This window comes from Pseudomonas sp. MCal1, assembly GCF_026341415.1.
Taxonomy (GTDB): domain Bacteria; phylum Pseudomonadota; class Gammaproteobacteria; order Pseudomonadales; family Pseudomonadaceae; genus Aquipseudomonas.
On the sequence record NZ_JAKUMP010000002.1, the window covers coordinates 238579 to 252824 of the forward strand.

Genomic DNA, 14246 nt, shown 5'->3' on the forward strand with positions numbered 1-14246 from the left:
TGGCGGGCTCGTACACTCGCCCGATCCGCCCCTTGCGAGGTTGACCGCCTAGTGTTCGCTCGTCTTTTTGCCCTGCCCTGCCTGTTTCTCGTTTGCCTGATGACCCTGATGTCGCCGGCACCTGCCGATGCTGCCGGTCTGCCGGGGCTGCTCACGGGCTCCGGCAATACTCAGCCCGAAGCCCAGGCACCGCTCGGCCAGTCCCTGGACGAAGTCATCAAGTCGCTGGAAAACGACAAGCAACGCGCCCAGTTGCTGACCGATCTGAAAAAACTGCGCGACGCCACGAAAAAGGCCCAGGCCAGCCCGGAAGAAGGCGTGCTGGGACTGATCGGCGGCACCCTCGCCACCTTCGAAAAACAGTTCACCGGCGCCGACAGCCCGCTCAATCGCTGGTCCGCCGAATTCGACATGGCTCAGGACGAGCTCAAAGGCCTGATGCTGCCGGCCAGCGAGTGGCTGCCGATCATCTTCGCCTTCGCCGTGATCCTCGCGGTCTGGAGCCTGCTCGCCGCCGCGCTGATCTGGCTCGGCCACCGGGTACGCATGCGCTTCGGTCTGACCGAAGAACTGCCGCAAAATCCCCGGGCCCTCGACATGTTGCGCTTCGCCCTGCGCAAGCTCGGGCCCTGGCTGATCGCGTTGGTGATCACGGTTTACATGAGCTACGCACTGCCCTCGTCACTGGGCAAAAGCCTGGCGATGGTGCTGGCGTATGCGCTGGTGGTCGGCACCTGTTTCTCGGCCATCTGCGTGATCGCCTTTTCCGTACTCGACGGCCCGCACCGCCATCGCGCGTTGTACATCCTGCGTCACCAGGCTTTCCGCCCGTTGTGGCTGATCGGCAGTTTCGCCGCCTTCGGTGAAGCCCTGAGCGATCCGCGACTGGTGGCCGGCCTCGGTGTGCACCTGGCCCACACCGCCGCCACCGTCGCCAATGTCCTTGCGGCGCTGTCGACCGGGCTGTTCATCCTGCGCTTCCGCCGGCCGATCGCCCACCTGATCCGCAACCAGCCGTTGTCCCGGCGCCTGACCCGCCGCGCCCTCAGCGACACCATCGAAATCCTCGGCACCTTCTGGTACGTCCCGGCACTGGTGCTGGTAGGCATTTCCCTCTTCGCCACCTTCATCTCCGCCGGCGACACCAGCACCGCACTGCGCCAGTCACTGATCTGCACCGTGCTGCTGGTGTTGTGCATGGTCATCAACGGCCTCGTCCGCCGCCACGCCCTCAGACCCCAACGCGGCCCGAAACGTCATGCGTTGTATTCCGAGCGCCTGAAAAGCTTTTTCTACACCCTCGCCCATTTACTGGTGTGGCTGGCCTTCATCGAACTCGGCCTGCGGGTCTGGGGCATGTCACTGATCGGCTTCACCGAAGGCGAAGGCCACGACGTCAGCGTAAAAATCTTCAGCCTGATCGGTACGCTGATCTTCGCGTGGCTGATCTGGATTCTCAGCGACACCGCCGTCCACCACGCCCTCACCCGCTCCCGCAAAGGCCTGGCCAACGCCCGCGCGCAAACCATGATGCCGCTGATCCGCAACGTGCTTTTCGTGGCGATCTTCATCATCGCCCTGATCGTCGCCCTGGCAAACATGGGCATGAACGTCACGCCCCTGCTGGCCGGTGCCGGCGTGATCGGTCTGGCCATCGGCTTCGGCGCCCAGTCGCTCGTAGCGGATCTGATCACAGGCCTGTTCATCATCATCGAAGACTCCCTGGCCATCGACGACTACGTCGACGTCGGCGGCCACCTGGGCACCGTCGAAGGCCTGACCATCCGCACCGTTCGCCTGCGGGACATTGACGGCATCGTCCACACCATCCCGTTCAGCGAAATCAAAAGCATCAAAAACTACTCCCGCGAATTCGGCTACGCGATCTTCCGCGTGGCCGTGCCGTTCAACATGAGCATCGATGAAGCCATCAAACTGATGCGCGACGTCGGCCAGAAAATGCGCACAGATCCGCTGCAACGCCGCAACATCTGGTCGCCGCTGGAATTTCAGGGCGTGGAAAGCTTCGAATCCGGCAACGCGATACTGCGCGCAAGGTTCAAGACAGCACCGATCAAACAGTGGGAAGTTTCACGGGCGTTCAACCTGTCGCTGAAACGGCATCTGGATGAGGCCGGCCTGGATCTGGCGACGCCGAGGATGAATGTGCAAGTGATCACCGCAGGCGGTGGTGGCCAAACTCAAGAATAGATCCGGCGAATCTGACCGACTTCCGGCCGCCATCGCTGGCAAGCTAACTCCCACCACTCACCACGATGAGCGTTAGCTCGAGTAAAGCTTTTGATCTTTTGGCCCCATCGGAAGGCTGAGTGGAGGGATTTATCCGGGGGTGGGAGCGCAGCGACCGTGCGGCGCAGCCGCATGCATCGAGAGGAGGTGCAGCGAAGCAAACCGTAGGCGATGCCCCCGGATGAATCCCGGAACGAAGGAACACCGAGCCTCAGCGAGGTGCCGAACGCAGGGGCCCAGCGTTTTGGTTACTTTGGGGCGTTTGCCAAAGTGACTCGCCGTAAGGGCGAAACCGTCAGCGGCAGCACCCGAAGCAACGGATATTCACCCAAAACAACCCAAAACCTGGTCGGCCCAGAGGCCGCCAAGGTCAAACCACATCAACCCCCACGTGAATCGCATCATGCCGCCAAAACTCCAGATCACAATCAATCAACCGCCCGGCCTGATCATAATTAACCCGAGCAATCCTCAACCCCGGACTCCCCACCGACACCCGCAACGCCGCCGCCGCATCGACCGATAAAGACGTCGGCACAATCTCGAACCGCACCCGCCCATAGTGCAAGTCGTAATGCCGCGCATACAGTTCGGTAATCGACTGATTCAAATCAAACTCCAGAATCCCCGGAAAAAACTGCGGATTCAGATAATGCTCCACATACAACACCAGCCGCCCATCGATCCGCCGCGACCGGCAAATCTGAATCACGCTCGACAACGCCGGCAACTGCAACCAGGCACATACTGCCGCTGACGCCGGTTGCAACCGCGCCGAAATCACCTCGGTCGACGGCACCCGCCCCTGCGCACTGACCATCGCGTGAAAGTGACTGCGCTGCATCAGGTTGTAGGCCAGACGCGGTGGCGACACGAACCAGCCCCGCCGCTCCTCGCGATAAATCTGCCCTTGCGCCTCCAGTTGCAACAAGGCTTCACGCACCGTAATCCGCGTCGTGCCGAACAGCTCACTGAGCTTGCGCTCGGCCGGCAACTTGCTCCCCGCCGCCAGCAACCCGTGATCGAGCTGCTCCTGAAGGATCTGGCCAATCGCTGTCACCGCTTTTGTTGCCTCATCGCGCATCAACGTTACCTATCTGGACTAGACCAGCACTGTTTCGGGGCAAAACCGCACAGCTATTGCGCCATTCGGTCGTGTTGCAAGCCTAGGCAGTGCAGATGACCGAGAGATGACAAAACTACCGAACGGTCGCCCTGACAACTTGCAATACATCGGCCAAGTCCCTTGCCCACCGGGACTTTGAGGGTGGTCTACGCTTAGCGGGCTGCCGACGATATCGGCGAAATAAAGGGCGGGTCAGGTATCCGCCGACATCAAAGTGTCATCCAGCCCCCCTACATTGGCTCAGGTATTGCTGACCTAGACCAACACAAACCGCAATCGCAGCGTTGAACACGACCAAGGAGCTTCGGAATGAAACAGCTTTTCCTGGCAACACTGTTAGGCTCGACCATTGCCATGTGCACCGCCGCCATGGCGGCTGATGATCTGAAAACCCTCGAAGCCGCTGCGAAAGCGGAAGGCGCCGTCAACAGCGTCGGCATGCCCGATGACTGGGCCAACTGGAAAGGCACCTGGGAAGACCTGGCCAAGAACTACGGCCTGAAACACATCGACACCGACATGAGTTCGGCCCAGGAAATCGCCAAGTTCGCCGCCGAGAAAGACAACGCCACCGCCGACATCGGCGACGTCGGCGCGGCTTTCGGCCCGATCGCGGTCAAGCAAGGCGTGGTGCAACCGTACAAGCCGACCACCTGGGATCAAGTACCGGACTGGGCCAAGGACAAGGACGGCAACTGGGCACTGGCCTACACCGGCACCATCGCTTTCATCGTCAACAAGAAGCTGCTGCACGGCTCCGAAGTTCCGACCAAATGGGCTGACCTCAAGGGCGGCAAATACAAGGTTTCCATCGGTGACGTGAGCACCGCTGCACAAGCTGCCAACGGTGTACTCGCCGCTGCGCTGGCCAACGGCGGCGACGAGAAAAACCTCCAGCCTGCCCTGCTGCTGTTCGCAGACATCGCCAAGCAGGGTCGCCTGTCGATGGCCAACCCGACCATCGCCACCATGGAAAAAGGCGAGATCGAAGTCGGCGTGGTCTGGGACTTCAACGGCCTGAGCTACAAGGCCAAGATGGCCAACCCGGATGACTACGTGGTGCTGATTCCGTCTGACGGCTCGGTGATTTCCGGCTACACCACCATCATCAACAAATACGCGAAGAACCCGAACGCCGCCAAGCTGACCCGCGAATACATCTTCAGTGACGCCGGCCAGACCAACCTCGCCCGCGGCAACGCTCGCCCGATCCGCGCCGAGCACCTGCAATTGCCGGAAGACGTGAAAGCCAAACTGCTGCCGAACGAGCAGTACAAGAAGGTCACGCCGATCAAGGACGCCGATGCGTGGGAAAAAACCTCCAAGGCCCTGCCGCAGAAGTGGAACGAAGAAGTCATCGTAGAAATGAAGTAAGCCCGTAAGTCCCGCTTCCGGGATTGCTGGAGATCCCTGTGGGAGCGAGCTTGCTCGCGAATGCGGTCTTTCGTTCAACATTGATGTTGGCTGACACGACTCCTTCGCGAGCAAGCTCGCCCCCACAAGGGCTCCCGACTGAATCTGAAATTTTCTGTTTCGCGGAGTTTTTGCCCCTATGAAGCACACCGTCATCCTTGTCGTGCTCGACGGCCTCAGTTACGAGGTTGCGTGTCACGCCATGGGGCATCTGCAGGCTTACGTTGGCGCAGGACGCGCGGCGCTGTACCAGCTGGAGTGCGAGCTGCCGGCCCTGTCCCGACCGCTTTACGAATGCATCCTCACCGGCGTGCCACCGATCGAGAGCGGCATCGTCCACAACAACGTCTCGCGCCTGTCCAACCAGCGCAGCATTTATCACTACGCCCGCGATGCCGGTCTGAAAACCGCCGCCGCGGCGTACCACTGGGTCAGCGAGCTCTACAACCGCTCGCCGTTCGTGGCGGCTCGGGATCGGCATACCGATGACCCGACGCTACCGATCCAGCACGGCCACTTCTACTGGAACGATCACTACCCGGACTCGCACCTGTTCGCCGACGCCGAAAACCTGCGCCTGCGCCACGCCCCGGATTTTCTGCTGATCCATCCGATGAACATCGACGACGCCGGCCACAAGCACGGCCTCGACACCCCGCAATACCGCAACAGCGCGCGCAGCGCCGACATCATCCTCGCCGACTACCTGCAAGGCTGGCTCGACGCCGGTTACCAAGTGCTGGTGACTGCCGACCACGGCATGAACAACGACCGCTCGCACAACGGCCTGCTGCCGGAAGAACGCCAGGTGCCGTTGTTCGTACTCGGTGACGCCTTCAGCCTGAATGCCGGCGCCACGCCGAAGCAGACCGACATCTGCGGAACCGTCTGCGAACTGCTCGGCGTACCCCACGACAAACCTGTTTGCCGGGAGTTGCTCAAGTGAACTCAATGACTCGCGGCAAATGGCTGGCCGCCCTGTGCCTGGTGCCTTTCGCGCTGTTCTTTATCGTGTTCGAAATCGCCCCGCTGATCTGGGTGATGATCAACAGCCTGCAATCGGAAGAATTCGGTTGGGGCTTCGCCAACTTCAGCAGGATCTTCAGCTCGAAGTTCTACCTGCAGGCGATCCAGTACAGCCTCGAAATCAGTTTCTGGTCGAGTGTGTTCGGGATCATCATCGCGGTGCTGGGTGCGTACTCCCTGCGCCGGGTCGATTCGAAACTGCGCAACTTCGTCAATGCCTTCGCCAACATGACCAGCAACTTCGCCGGCGTGCCTCTGGCGTTTGCCTTCATCATCCTGCTCGGCTTCAACGGCAGCATCACCATCATGTTGAAGCAGGCCGGGATCATCGAAGACTTCAACCTGTACTCGAAAACCGGGTTGATCATCCTCTACACCTACTTCCAGATTCCCCTCGGCGTCCTGCTGCTGTACCCGGCATTCGATGCGCTGCGTGAAGACTGGCGCGAATCCGCCGCCCTGCTCGGCGCTGACAGCTGGCAGTTCTGGCGCCACATCGGCCTGCCGGTGCTGACCCCGGCCCTGCTCGGCACCTTCGTGATCCTGCTGGCCAATGCCCTCGGCGCCTACGCCACGGTTTACGCGCTGACCACCGGCAACTTCAACGTATTGCCGATCCGGATTGCGGCGATGGTGTCCGGCGACATTTCCCTCGATCCGAACCTGGCCAGCGCCCTGGCCGTCGTGCTGGTGGCGCTGATGACCCTGGTGACCGTCGTGCATCAACTGTTGCTGAAGAGGAGCTACCATGTCTCGCGCTGAATCCGGCCCGGCCGGCGTCTACCACCGCGTCGTGGTGTATCTGCTGTTCGCCATCCTGCTTCTGCCGCTGCTGGGCACGCTGATCTACTCGATTGCCAGCAGCTGGTCGGCCACCATCCTGCCCAGCGGTTTCACTTTCAAGTGGTACGTCCAGTTGTGGAGCGACCCGCGCTTCCTGCACGCCTTCGGTCAGTCGCTGCTGGTGTGCGTCGGCGCGCTGATCCTGTCGGTGGTGCTGATCCTGCCGCTGCTGTTCGTGGTGCATTACCACTTCCCGAAACTCGATGCGCTGATGAACATCCTGATCCTGCTGCCCTTTGCGGTGCCGCCGGTGGTGTCGTCGGTGGGGCTGTTGCAGCTTTACGGTTCCGGGCCGTTCGCGATGGTCGGCACGCCGTGGATCCTGATCGGTTGCTACTTCACCGTTGCCCTGCCGTTCATGTACCGGGCGATCACCAACAACCTGCAAGCGATCAACCTGCGCGACTTGATGGACGCCGCCCAACTGCTCGGCGCCAGCACCTTTCAGGCAGCTTTCCTGGTGGTACTGCCGAACCTGCGCAAAGGCCTGATGGTCGCCTTGCTGTTGTCGTTCTCGTTCCTGTTCGGTGAGTTCGTGTTCGCCAACATTCTGGTCGGCACCCGCTACGAAACCCTGCAGGTCTACCTCAACAACATGCGTAACAGCAGCGGCCACTTCACCAGTGCGCTGGTGATCTCCTACTTCTTTTTCGTGCTGGTCCTGACCTGGGTCGCCAACATCTTGAACAAGGACAAAAGCGAATGAGCTATGTCAGCGTCCAACACCTTCAGAAAAACTACGCGGGCACCACGGTGTTCAGCGACATCAACTGCGAAATCCAGAAGGGTGAATTCGTCACCCTGCTCGGCCCATCGGGTTGCGGCAAATCCACCTTGCTGCGCTGCATCGCCGGCCTGACGCCGGTGGATGGCGGCAAGATTCTGCTCGATGGCGTCGACATCGTGCCGCTCACCCCGCAGAAACGCGGGATCGGCATGGTGTTCCAGAGCTACGCACTGTTCCCCAACATGACCGTTGAACAGAACGTCGCCTTCGGTTTGCGCATGCAAAAGGTCAACGCCGACGACAGCCACAAGCGGGTTGCCGAAGTGTTGAAACTGGTTGAACTCAACGATTTCGCCAGCCGCTATCCGCATCAGCTGTCCGGCGGTCAATGCCAGCGTGTCGCCCTCGCCCGCTCGCTGGTCACCCGTCCGCGCCTGTTGCTGCTGGATGAACCGCTGTCGGCCCTCGATGCACGGATTCGCAAACACCTGCGTGAGCAGATCCGTCAGATCCAGCGCGAACTCGGCCTGACCACGATTTTCGTCACACACGATCAGGAAGAAGCGCTGACCATGTCTGACCGGATTTTCCTGATGAATCAGGGAAAGATCGTACAAAGCGGCGACGCCGAAACCCTCTACACCGCGCCGGTCGACGTGTTCGCTGCCGGCTTCATCGGCAACTACAATCTGCTGGATGCCGAAAGTGCGTCGAAGCTGTTGCAGCGGCCTATCAACCACCGCATCGCGATTCGCCCGGAGGCCATCGAATTGAGTCTGAGCGGTGAGCCCGACGCGCAAATCCGCAGCCACAGCCTGCTGGGCAACGTGATTCGCTACCGCGTCGAAGCCCGGGGCGTGGAACTGGTGGTGGATGTGCTCAACCGTTCGGCAGCGGATCTGCATCCCGACGGTCAGCGCCTGTCACTTTCCATCGATCCCACCGCCCTGTGTGAGGTAGCCTGATGACTTTGCTGACACCCAAGAGGGAACTGAACTGATGGCCCTGGCAATTTTTGATCTGGACGACACGCTGATTCATGGTGACTGCGCAACGCTATGGTGCGAGCAGATGGGGCGCCTGGGCTGGGTCGATCCCGAGTCGTTCATGCGCAGGAACAATGAGCTGATGGACGCCTACAGCCATGGCAAGTTGCGCATGGAGGACTACATGGACTTCAGCCTCGAGCCGCTGATCGGCCGCACCTCGGAAGAAGTCGAGCATCTGGTCGCGCCGTGGGTTGAAGACTTCATAGAACCCATCATCTTCAGCGATGCCACCAAAACCATCGCCGCCCACCGCCAGGCCGGCGACCGGATTCTGGTGATCTCGGCCTCGGGCACGCACCTGGTGAAACCGATTGCCGAACGGCTGGGTATCGACGAAGTTCTGGCCATCGAACTGGAAGTGGCGCATGGCGTGTACAGCGGCCAGACCGTAGGCACCCTGACCTACCGCGAAGGCAAAATCACCCGGTTGCTGGAATGGCTGGACGCCGAAGAAGAAAATCTTGAGGGCGCGAGTTTCTATTCCGACTCACGCAATGACCTGCCGCTGCTGCTGAAAGTGGATTACCCGCATGTGGTCAATCCGGATCCGGTGTTGCTTGCGCAGGCCGAGAAATCCGGCTGGCCGATTCACCTCTGGAAGTAAGCGATTGCCTTGTGGGAGCAGGCCTGCTCCCACAAGCATCGATGATCAACTCAGGCTTTCGTCGATCACCAGCACCAGCTTCCCCGCCACCGTGTTGCTCGCCAGCTCGGCGAACGCCGCCTCCGCATCCTTGATCGGGAACGCCTTGGCCAGTTGCGGCTTCAGGCGCCCTTCGGAAAACAGCGGCCACACGTGCTGGCTCAGATCGCTGAACAGATCGGCCTTGAACTGATCCTCACGGCTGCGCAGGGTCGAGCCCAGCAGTTGCACGCGCTTGGCCAGCACCTGGGCCAGATCCAGTTTCGCTTCACGGCCACCCATCAGACCGATCAGCACCCAGCGGCCGTCTTGAGCCATCAGCTTCAGATTCAGCGCTGAATAATTGCCGCCGACCGGATCCAGAATCACATCGAACGGCCCGAAATCCCGGAGACTTTCCAGATCATCGGTGCGCACCACCCCGCCCTGGGCACCCAGCGATTCGCAATAGGCCAGTCGCTCAGCCGAGCCGACGCTGACCCAGCATGGATTGCCGAAAGCCTTGCACAGTTGAATCGCGGCTGAGCCGATGCCACTGGCCCCGGCGTGCAGAAGAACTTTCTCACCCGGTTTGAGCGCAGCGAGTTGAAACACATTCAGCCAGACGGTCGCGTACACCTCGGGCAAGGCAGCGGCCTCGATCAGCGATACACCTTCCGGAACCGGTAGCACATGCCGTCCGTCGACGACCACCTCTTGCGCCATCCCGCCCCCGGCCAGCAGGGCGCAGACCCGGTCACCGACCTGCCAGGAAGAGCCCGCGCCGACCTCGCTGATCACCCCGGAGCACTCAAGACCCAGCACCTGGCTGGCACCCGGAGGGGGCGGATAAAGTCCGGCTTTCTGTAATAAATCCGCACGATTGAGGCCCGCTGCCGCTACTCGGATGCGAACTTGTCCTACATCACATGTAGGACTTGGTTCATCAACCCATGCCACTTGACCTTCAACGCCTTGCAATGCCTTCACAGTGCCTCCATAGTGAGTCTGGACTGAGCCCGAAGCTGTAGCGCCGGGCTTTTTGCATTATGCGACCGGCCCTGGGGTCTGAACGAACGCTGAACAGCAGTTATCGTACAGAGCGTAGAGGTACCGGCGACTTCAAAGACGGCCTAATATGCGTTATCAATTGTCCCCGCGTCGAATCAGCATGAAGCATCTGCTCCCCAGCACCGCCCTCGCTCTTTTCATCGGTATCGGCCTGTTGCCGGTGTCGGGCACCACCTTCGCAGCCAACAGCTGGGACAAGTTGCAGCCTGATCGCGACGAAGTGATCGCCAGTCTGAACGTCGTCGAGTTGCTCAAGCGTCACCACTACAGCAAGCCGCCGCTCGACGATGCGCGCTCGGTGATCATCTACGACAGCTACATCAAGCTGCTCGACCCGTCGCGCAGCTATTTCATGGCCAGCGACATCGCCGAATTCGACAAGTGGAAGACCCAGTTCGACGACTTCCTCAAGAGCGGCGACCTCAACGCCGGGTTCACCATCTACAAGCGCTATCTGGACCGCGTGAAGGCGCGTCTGGACTTCGCCCTTGCCGAGCTGAACAAAGGCGTCGACAAGATGGACTTCACCACCAAGGAAACCTTGCTGATCGATCGCAAGGACGCTCCTTGGCTCAAGTCCACCGCCGAACTCGATGACCTGTGGCGCAAACGCGTCAAGGACGAAGTGCTGCGGCAGAAGATCGCCGGCAAAGACCCGAAGCAGATCCAGGAAACCCTGACCAAGCGCTACAAGAATCAACTGGCGCGTCTGGACCAGACCCGCGCCGAAGACATCTTCCAGGCGTACATCAACACCTTCGCGATGTCTTACGATCCGCACACCAACTATCTGTCGCCGGATAACGCGGAGAACTTCGACATCAACATGAGCCTGTCCCTCGAGGGCATCGGCGCCGTGTTGCAGAGCGACAACGACCAGGTGAAAGTCGTGCGTCTGGTGCCCGCAGGCCCGGCCGACAAGACCAAGCAGGTTGCTCCGGCCGACAAGATCATCGGTGTTGCCCAGGGCAACAAAGAGATGGTAGACGTGGTCGGCTGGCGTCTGGACGAAGTGGTCAAGCTGATCCGTGGCCCGAAAGGCACCGTGGTGCGTCTGGAAGTGATTCCGGCCAGCAATGCGCCGAACGACCAGACCAGCAAGATCGTGCCGATCACCCGTGAAGCGGTGAAGCTCGAAGACCAGGCCGTGAAGAAGTCCGTGCTGAACCTGAAACAGGACGGCCGCGACTACAAGCTCGGCGTGATCGAGATTCCGGCGTTCTACCTCGACTTCAAGGCCTTCCGTGCCGGCGATCCGGACTACAAGAGCACCACCCGCGACGTCAAGAAGCTGCTGACCGAACTGCAGAAAGATAAAGTCGACGGCGTGGTCATCGACCTGCGCAACAACGGCGGCGGTTCCCTGCAGGAAGCCACCGAGCTGACCAGCCTGTTCATCGACAAGGGCCCTACCGTGCTCGTGCGCAACGCCGATGGCCGGGTCGATGTACTTGAAGATGAAAACCCGGGCGCGTTCTACAAAGGCCCGATGGCGTTGCTGGTCAACCGCCTGTCCGCCTCGGCTTCGGAGATCTTCGCCGGCGCCATGCAGGACTACCACCGTGCGCTGATCATCGGTGGCCAGACCTTCGGCAAAGGCACCGTGCAGACCATTCAGCCGCTGAACCATGGCGAACTGAAACTCACTCTGGCCAAGTTCTACCGGGTTTCCGGTCAGAGCACCCAGCATCAGGGCGTCCTGCCGGACATCGATTACCCGTCGATCATCGACACCAAGGAAATCGGCGAAAGCGCCCTGCCGGAAGCCATGCCGTGGGACACCATCCGCGCGGCGATCAAACCGGCGAGCGATCCGTTCAAACCGTACCTGGCCCAGCTGAAATCCGAGCATGACACCCGTTCCGCCAAGGACGCGGAGTTCGTGTTCATCCGCGACAAGCTGGCCCTGGCGCAGAAGCTGCTGGAAGAGAAAACCGTCAGCCTCAATGAAGCCGAACGCCGTGCCCAGCACGCCGATATCGACGCCAAGCAACTGGCGATGGAGAACATCCGTCGCAAGGCCAAAGGCGAAGAACCGCTCAAAGAGCTGAAGAAAGAAGACGACGACGCCCTGGCAGCCGCCGAGCCGGACAAGGTCAAACCGGAAGACGACGCCTACCTTAGCGAGACCGGGCGTGTACTGCTGGATTACCTGAAGCTGAGCAACCAGGTCGCAAAGAAATAAGGTGATGGCAATTTAATGCTGACGATCCCCGGGTCGTCATCAAACAGTCATCATTCTGTCGTGCAATAAAGGACTGGGAGCGGTTCTCTTCATCGAGAACGCTCCCAGTCCTTTTTTATCGCCAGAGATTGCCATGACCACGACCGAACAGCTGAGTGCCTTGAGCTCGATCCTGACTCAAAGCGGTTTACACAGCCTGTTCCAGCCGATCATTTGCCTCTCCGAACGGCGCATTCTCGGCTACGAAGCCCTGACCCGCGGCCCGTCCAACAGCCCGCTGCACTCCCCCATCGCCCTGTTCGCCGTGGCCCGCCAGGCCGGCCGCTTGAGCGAACTGGAAATCGCCTGCCGCCAGAGTGCCTGTCGTCGTTTCAACGAACAGCAATTGCCGGGCAAACTGTTTCTCAACGTCTCTCCCGAATCCCTGCTCGAAGCCGCGCACCAGCCGGGGCGGACACTGCAGTTGCTACAGGATTTTGGTATTCCGCCGAGTCAGGTGGTGATCGAACTCACCGAACAGACACCGATCGACGACTTTCAGTTGCTGCAAACCGCGCTGCATCACTACCGGGCGATGGGTTTTTCGATTGCTCTCGACGATCTGGGCGCGGGTTACTCGAGCCTGCGCCTGTGGTCGGAGCTGCGGCCGGATTACGTGAAGATCGACCGGCACTTTATCGACGGCATTCATCAGGACGCGTTGAAGCGTGAGTTCGTCGGATCGATCCTGCAAATCGCCAAGGCCTCGCGGGCGCAGGTGATTGCCGAGGGCATCGAGTTGCCGGAAGAGTTGGCGGTGCTGACCGAGATGGGCGTTGATCTGGTGCAGGGCTATTTGCTGGGGCGCCCGCAGGAACATCCGTCACGCGACGCCCGGACCCTGATGCCCAAACACGACAGTAGCGCCGTGGCGCTGAATGACGAAGGCAGCGACCTGAGCGCCCTGCTCATCGATCAACCGGCCGTGAATCGCGACACACCGACCGCCACCGTACTGGAAGCCTTCCGCCGCCAGGCCAACCTGAACTCACTGGCGGTGCTCGACGAACAGGGTCAGCCGTGCGGCATCGTTCATCGTCATTCATTGTCCGATGCCCTTCTCAAGCCGTTCGCCACCGACCTGTTCGCTCGCAAACCGATCAGCCGCCTGATGAACGACGACTTCCTCGCCGTGGAAATGAGCCAGTCACTGCAACAGGTCAGCCGTCTGATCACCAGCCGCGCCCGGCAACGCATCGAAGAAGACTTCATCATCACCCTCAACGGCAGCTATCTGGGTCTGGGCAGGGTAATCGACGTGCTCAAACTGATTACCGAACTGAAAATCCAGCAGGCTCGGTACGCCAATCCGCTGACTCTGCTACCCGGCAACGTACCGATCCAGCAATGCCTGACACGGTTGCTGCAACAGGGACGGGAGTCGGTTATCTGCTATGTCGATATCGACAGCTTCAAACCCTTTAACGATATCTATGGGTATGGGCGTGGGGATGAGGTGTTGTTGTGTCTGGCGCAATGCCTAAACGAACGCGTCGACCCGTCCCGCGATTTTGTTGGCCACATCGGTGGTGACGATTTCCTGTTGGTGCTCGGCCCGGAAGATTGGCGCAAACGGCTGAACCAATTGCTTGATGATTTCCAGAGCCAATGCCGTCGCTTCTACCGCCCCGAACACCTGGACGCTGGGTGTTTTGTTGCGCCGAACCGCCAGGGTATTCGTCAGGAGTTTCCATTGCTGTCATTGTCCATTGGTGTGGTGCATTTGCATCCTGAAGCTTGTGCGCAACTGGATGCGAGTCAATTGGCGGAAATGGCTTCGCAGGCGAAGCATCATGCGAAGAATGTGCCGGGGTATAGTGTGCATTTGATTGATAGCCTTACGGCTCCTGACCTTGATACACCGCAGGTTATTGGCCAACGCTGACTGTCAAAGT

Annotated in this window: 11 protein-coding genes; 9 read left to right on the plus strand and 2 right to left on the minus strand. The window is 60.3% G+C overall.

All coding sequences use genetic code 11. The features are described 5' to 3' along the window. Window positions 1-51 precede the first annotated feature (51 nt). Window positions 52-2211 carry a mechanosensitive ion channel family protein gene (locus MKZ87_RS04340; protein WP_085705329.1) on the plus strand — a complete coding sequence of 720 codons (2160 nt, stop codon included), beginning with the start codon at window positions 52-54 and terminating at the stop codon, window positions 2209-2211. A 409-nt stretch (window positions 2212-2620) separates the two neighbouring features. Here MKZ87_RS04340 and MKZ87_RS04345 read toward each other — a convergent pair whose 3' ends face one another. Further along, window positions 2621-3334, minus strand: a complete 714-nt coding sequence (locus MKZ87_RS04345; RefSeq protein ID WP_085701120.1) for a UTRA domain-containing protein — start codon at window positions 3332-3334, stop codon at window positions 2621-2623. A 351-nt stretch (window positions 3335-3685) separates the two neighbouring features. Here MKZ87_RS04345 and MKZ87_RS04350 point away from each other — a divergent pair, with 351 nt between their 5' ends. From MKZ87_RS04350 to MKZ87_RS04375, 6 genes are all read left to right on the plus strand, one after another. Then, window positions 3686-4750 carry an ABC transporter substrate-binding protein gene (locus tag MKZ87_RS04350; RefSeq protein WP_085690470.1) on the plus strand — a complete coding sequence of 355 codons (1065 nt, stop codon included), beginning with the start codon at window positions 3686-3688 and terminating at the stop codon, window positions 4748-4750. A 178-nt stretch (window positions 4751-4928) separates the two neighbouring features. Next, window positions 4929-5735 (plus strand): alkaline phosphatase family protein, encoded by an 807-nt coding sequence (locus MKZ87_RS04355; RefSeq protein ID WP_085705331.1) that lies wholly within the window; start codon window positions 4929-4931, stop codon window positions 5733-5735. 5 nt (window positions 5736-5740) lie between these two features. Beyond that, window positions 5741-6577 (plus strand): ABC transporter permease, encoded by an 837-nt coding sequence (locus tag MKZ87_RS04360; RefSeq protein ID WP_176247781.1) that lies wholly within the window; start codon window positions 5741-5743, stop codon window positions 6575-6577. After that, a complete protein-coding gene (locus MKZ87_RS04365; RefSeq protein ID WP_085690467.1) occupies window positions 6564-7364 on the plus strand; it encodes an ABC transporter permease in 801 nt (266 codons plus the stop codon). Before MKZ87_RS04360 ends, MKZ87_RS04365 begins: the two co-directional genes overlap by 14 nt. Further along, the gene (locus MKZ87_RS04370; RefSeq protein WP_011333173.1) at window positions 7361-8350 is read left to right on the plus strand and encodes an ABC transporter ATP-binding protein; all 990 of its coding nucleotides are present in this window, start codon (window positions 7361-7363) and stop codon (window positions 8348-8350) included. Before MKZ87_RS04365 ends, MKZ87_RS04370 begins: the two co-directional genes overlap by 4 nt. A gap of 34 nt (window positions 8351-8384) precedes the next feature. Continuing rightward, window positions 8385-9038, plus strand: a complete 654-nt coding sequence (locus MKZ87_RS04375; protein ID WP_085705335.1) for an HAD family hydrolase — start codon at window positions 8385-8387, stop codon at window positions 9036-9038. A 45-nt stretch (window positions 9039-9083) separates the two neighbouring features. On the opposite strand, the gene MKZ87_RS04380 is transcribed toward MKZ87_RS04375, so the two are convergent. Beyond that, on the minus strand, window positions 9084-10046 hold the full coding sequence (locus MKZ87_RS04380) for a zinc-binding dehydrogenase (protein WP_085705337.1): 963 nt from the start codon (window positions 10044-10046) through the stop codon (window positions 9084-9086). 181 nt (window positions 10047-10227) lie between these two features. On the opposite strand from MKZ87_RS04380, the gene MKZ87_RS04385 reads away from it, so the two are divergent. Next, a complete protein-coding gene (locus MKZ87_RS04385) occupies window positions 10228-12312 on the plus strand; it encodes a carboxy terminal-processing peptidase (protein ID WP_176247780.1) in 2085 nt (694 codons plus the stop codon). Window positions 12313-12445: 133 nt separating this feature from the next. Beyond that, entirely contained in the window at window positions 12446-14236 is a 1791-nt protein-coding gene (locus tag MKZ87_RS04390; RefSeq protein ID WP_085705341.1) for a bifunctional diguanylate cyclase/phosphodiesterase, read from the plus strand. Window positions 14237-14246: the final 10 nt, after the last annotated feature.

What these genes read in the sequence shown, in the direction of transcription:
- MKZ87_RS04345 (WP_085701120.1), bottom strand. Translation starts at nt 3,334, where the DNA reads ATGCGCGATGAGGCAACAAAAGCGGTGACAGCGATTGGCCAGATCCTT.
- MKZ87_RS04350 (WP_085690470.1), top strand. Translation starts at nt 3,686, where the DNA reads ATGAAACAGCTTTTCCTGGCAACACTGTTAGGCTCGACCATTGCCATG.
- MKZ87_RS04355 (WP_085705331.1), top strand. Translation starts at nt 4,929, where the DNA reads ATGAAGCACACCGTCATCCTTGTCGTGCTCGACGGCCTCAGTTACGAG.
- MKZ87_RS04360 (WP_176247781.1), top strand. Translation starts at nt 5,741, where the DNA reads ATGACTCGCGGCAAATGGCTGGCCGCCCTGTGCCTGGTGCCTTTCGCG.
- MKZ87_RS04365 (WP_085690467.1), top strand. Translation starts at nt 6,564, where the DNA reads ATGTCTCGCGCTGAATCCGGCCCGGCCGGCGTCTACCACCGCGTCGTG.
- MKZ87_RS04370 (WP_011333173.1), top strand. Translation starts at nt 7,361, where the DNA reads ATGAGCTATGTCAGCGTCCAACACCTTCAGAAAAACTACGCGGGCACC.
- MKZ87_RS04375 (WP_085705335.1), top strand. Translation starts at nt 8,385, where the DNA reads ATGGCCCTGGCAATTTTTGATCTGGACGACACGCTGATTCATGGTGAC.
- MKZ87_RS04385 (WP_176247780.1), top strand. Translation starts at nt 10,228, where the DNA reads ATGAAGCATCTGCTCCCCAGCACCGCCCTCGCTCTTTTCATCGGTATC.
- MKZ87_RS04390 (WP_085705341.1), top strand. Translation starts at nt 12,446, where the DNA reads ATGACCACGACCGAACAGCTGAGTGCCTTGAGCTCGATCCTGACTCAA.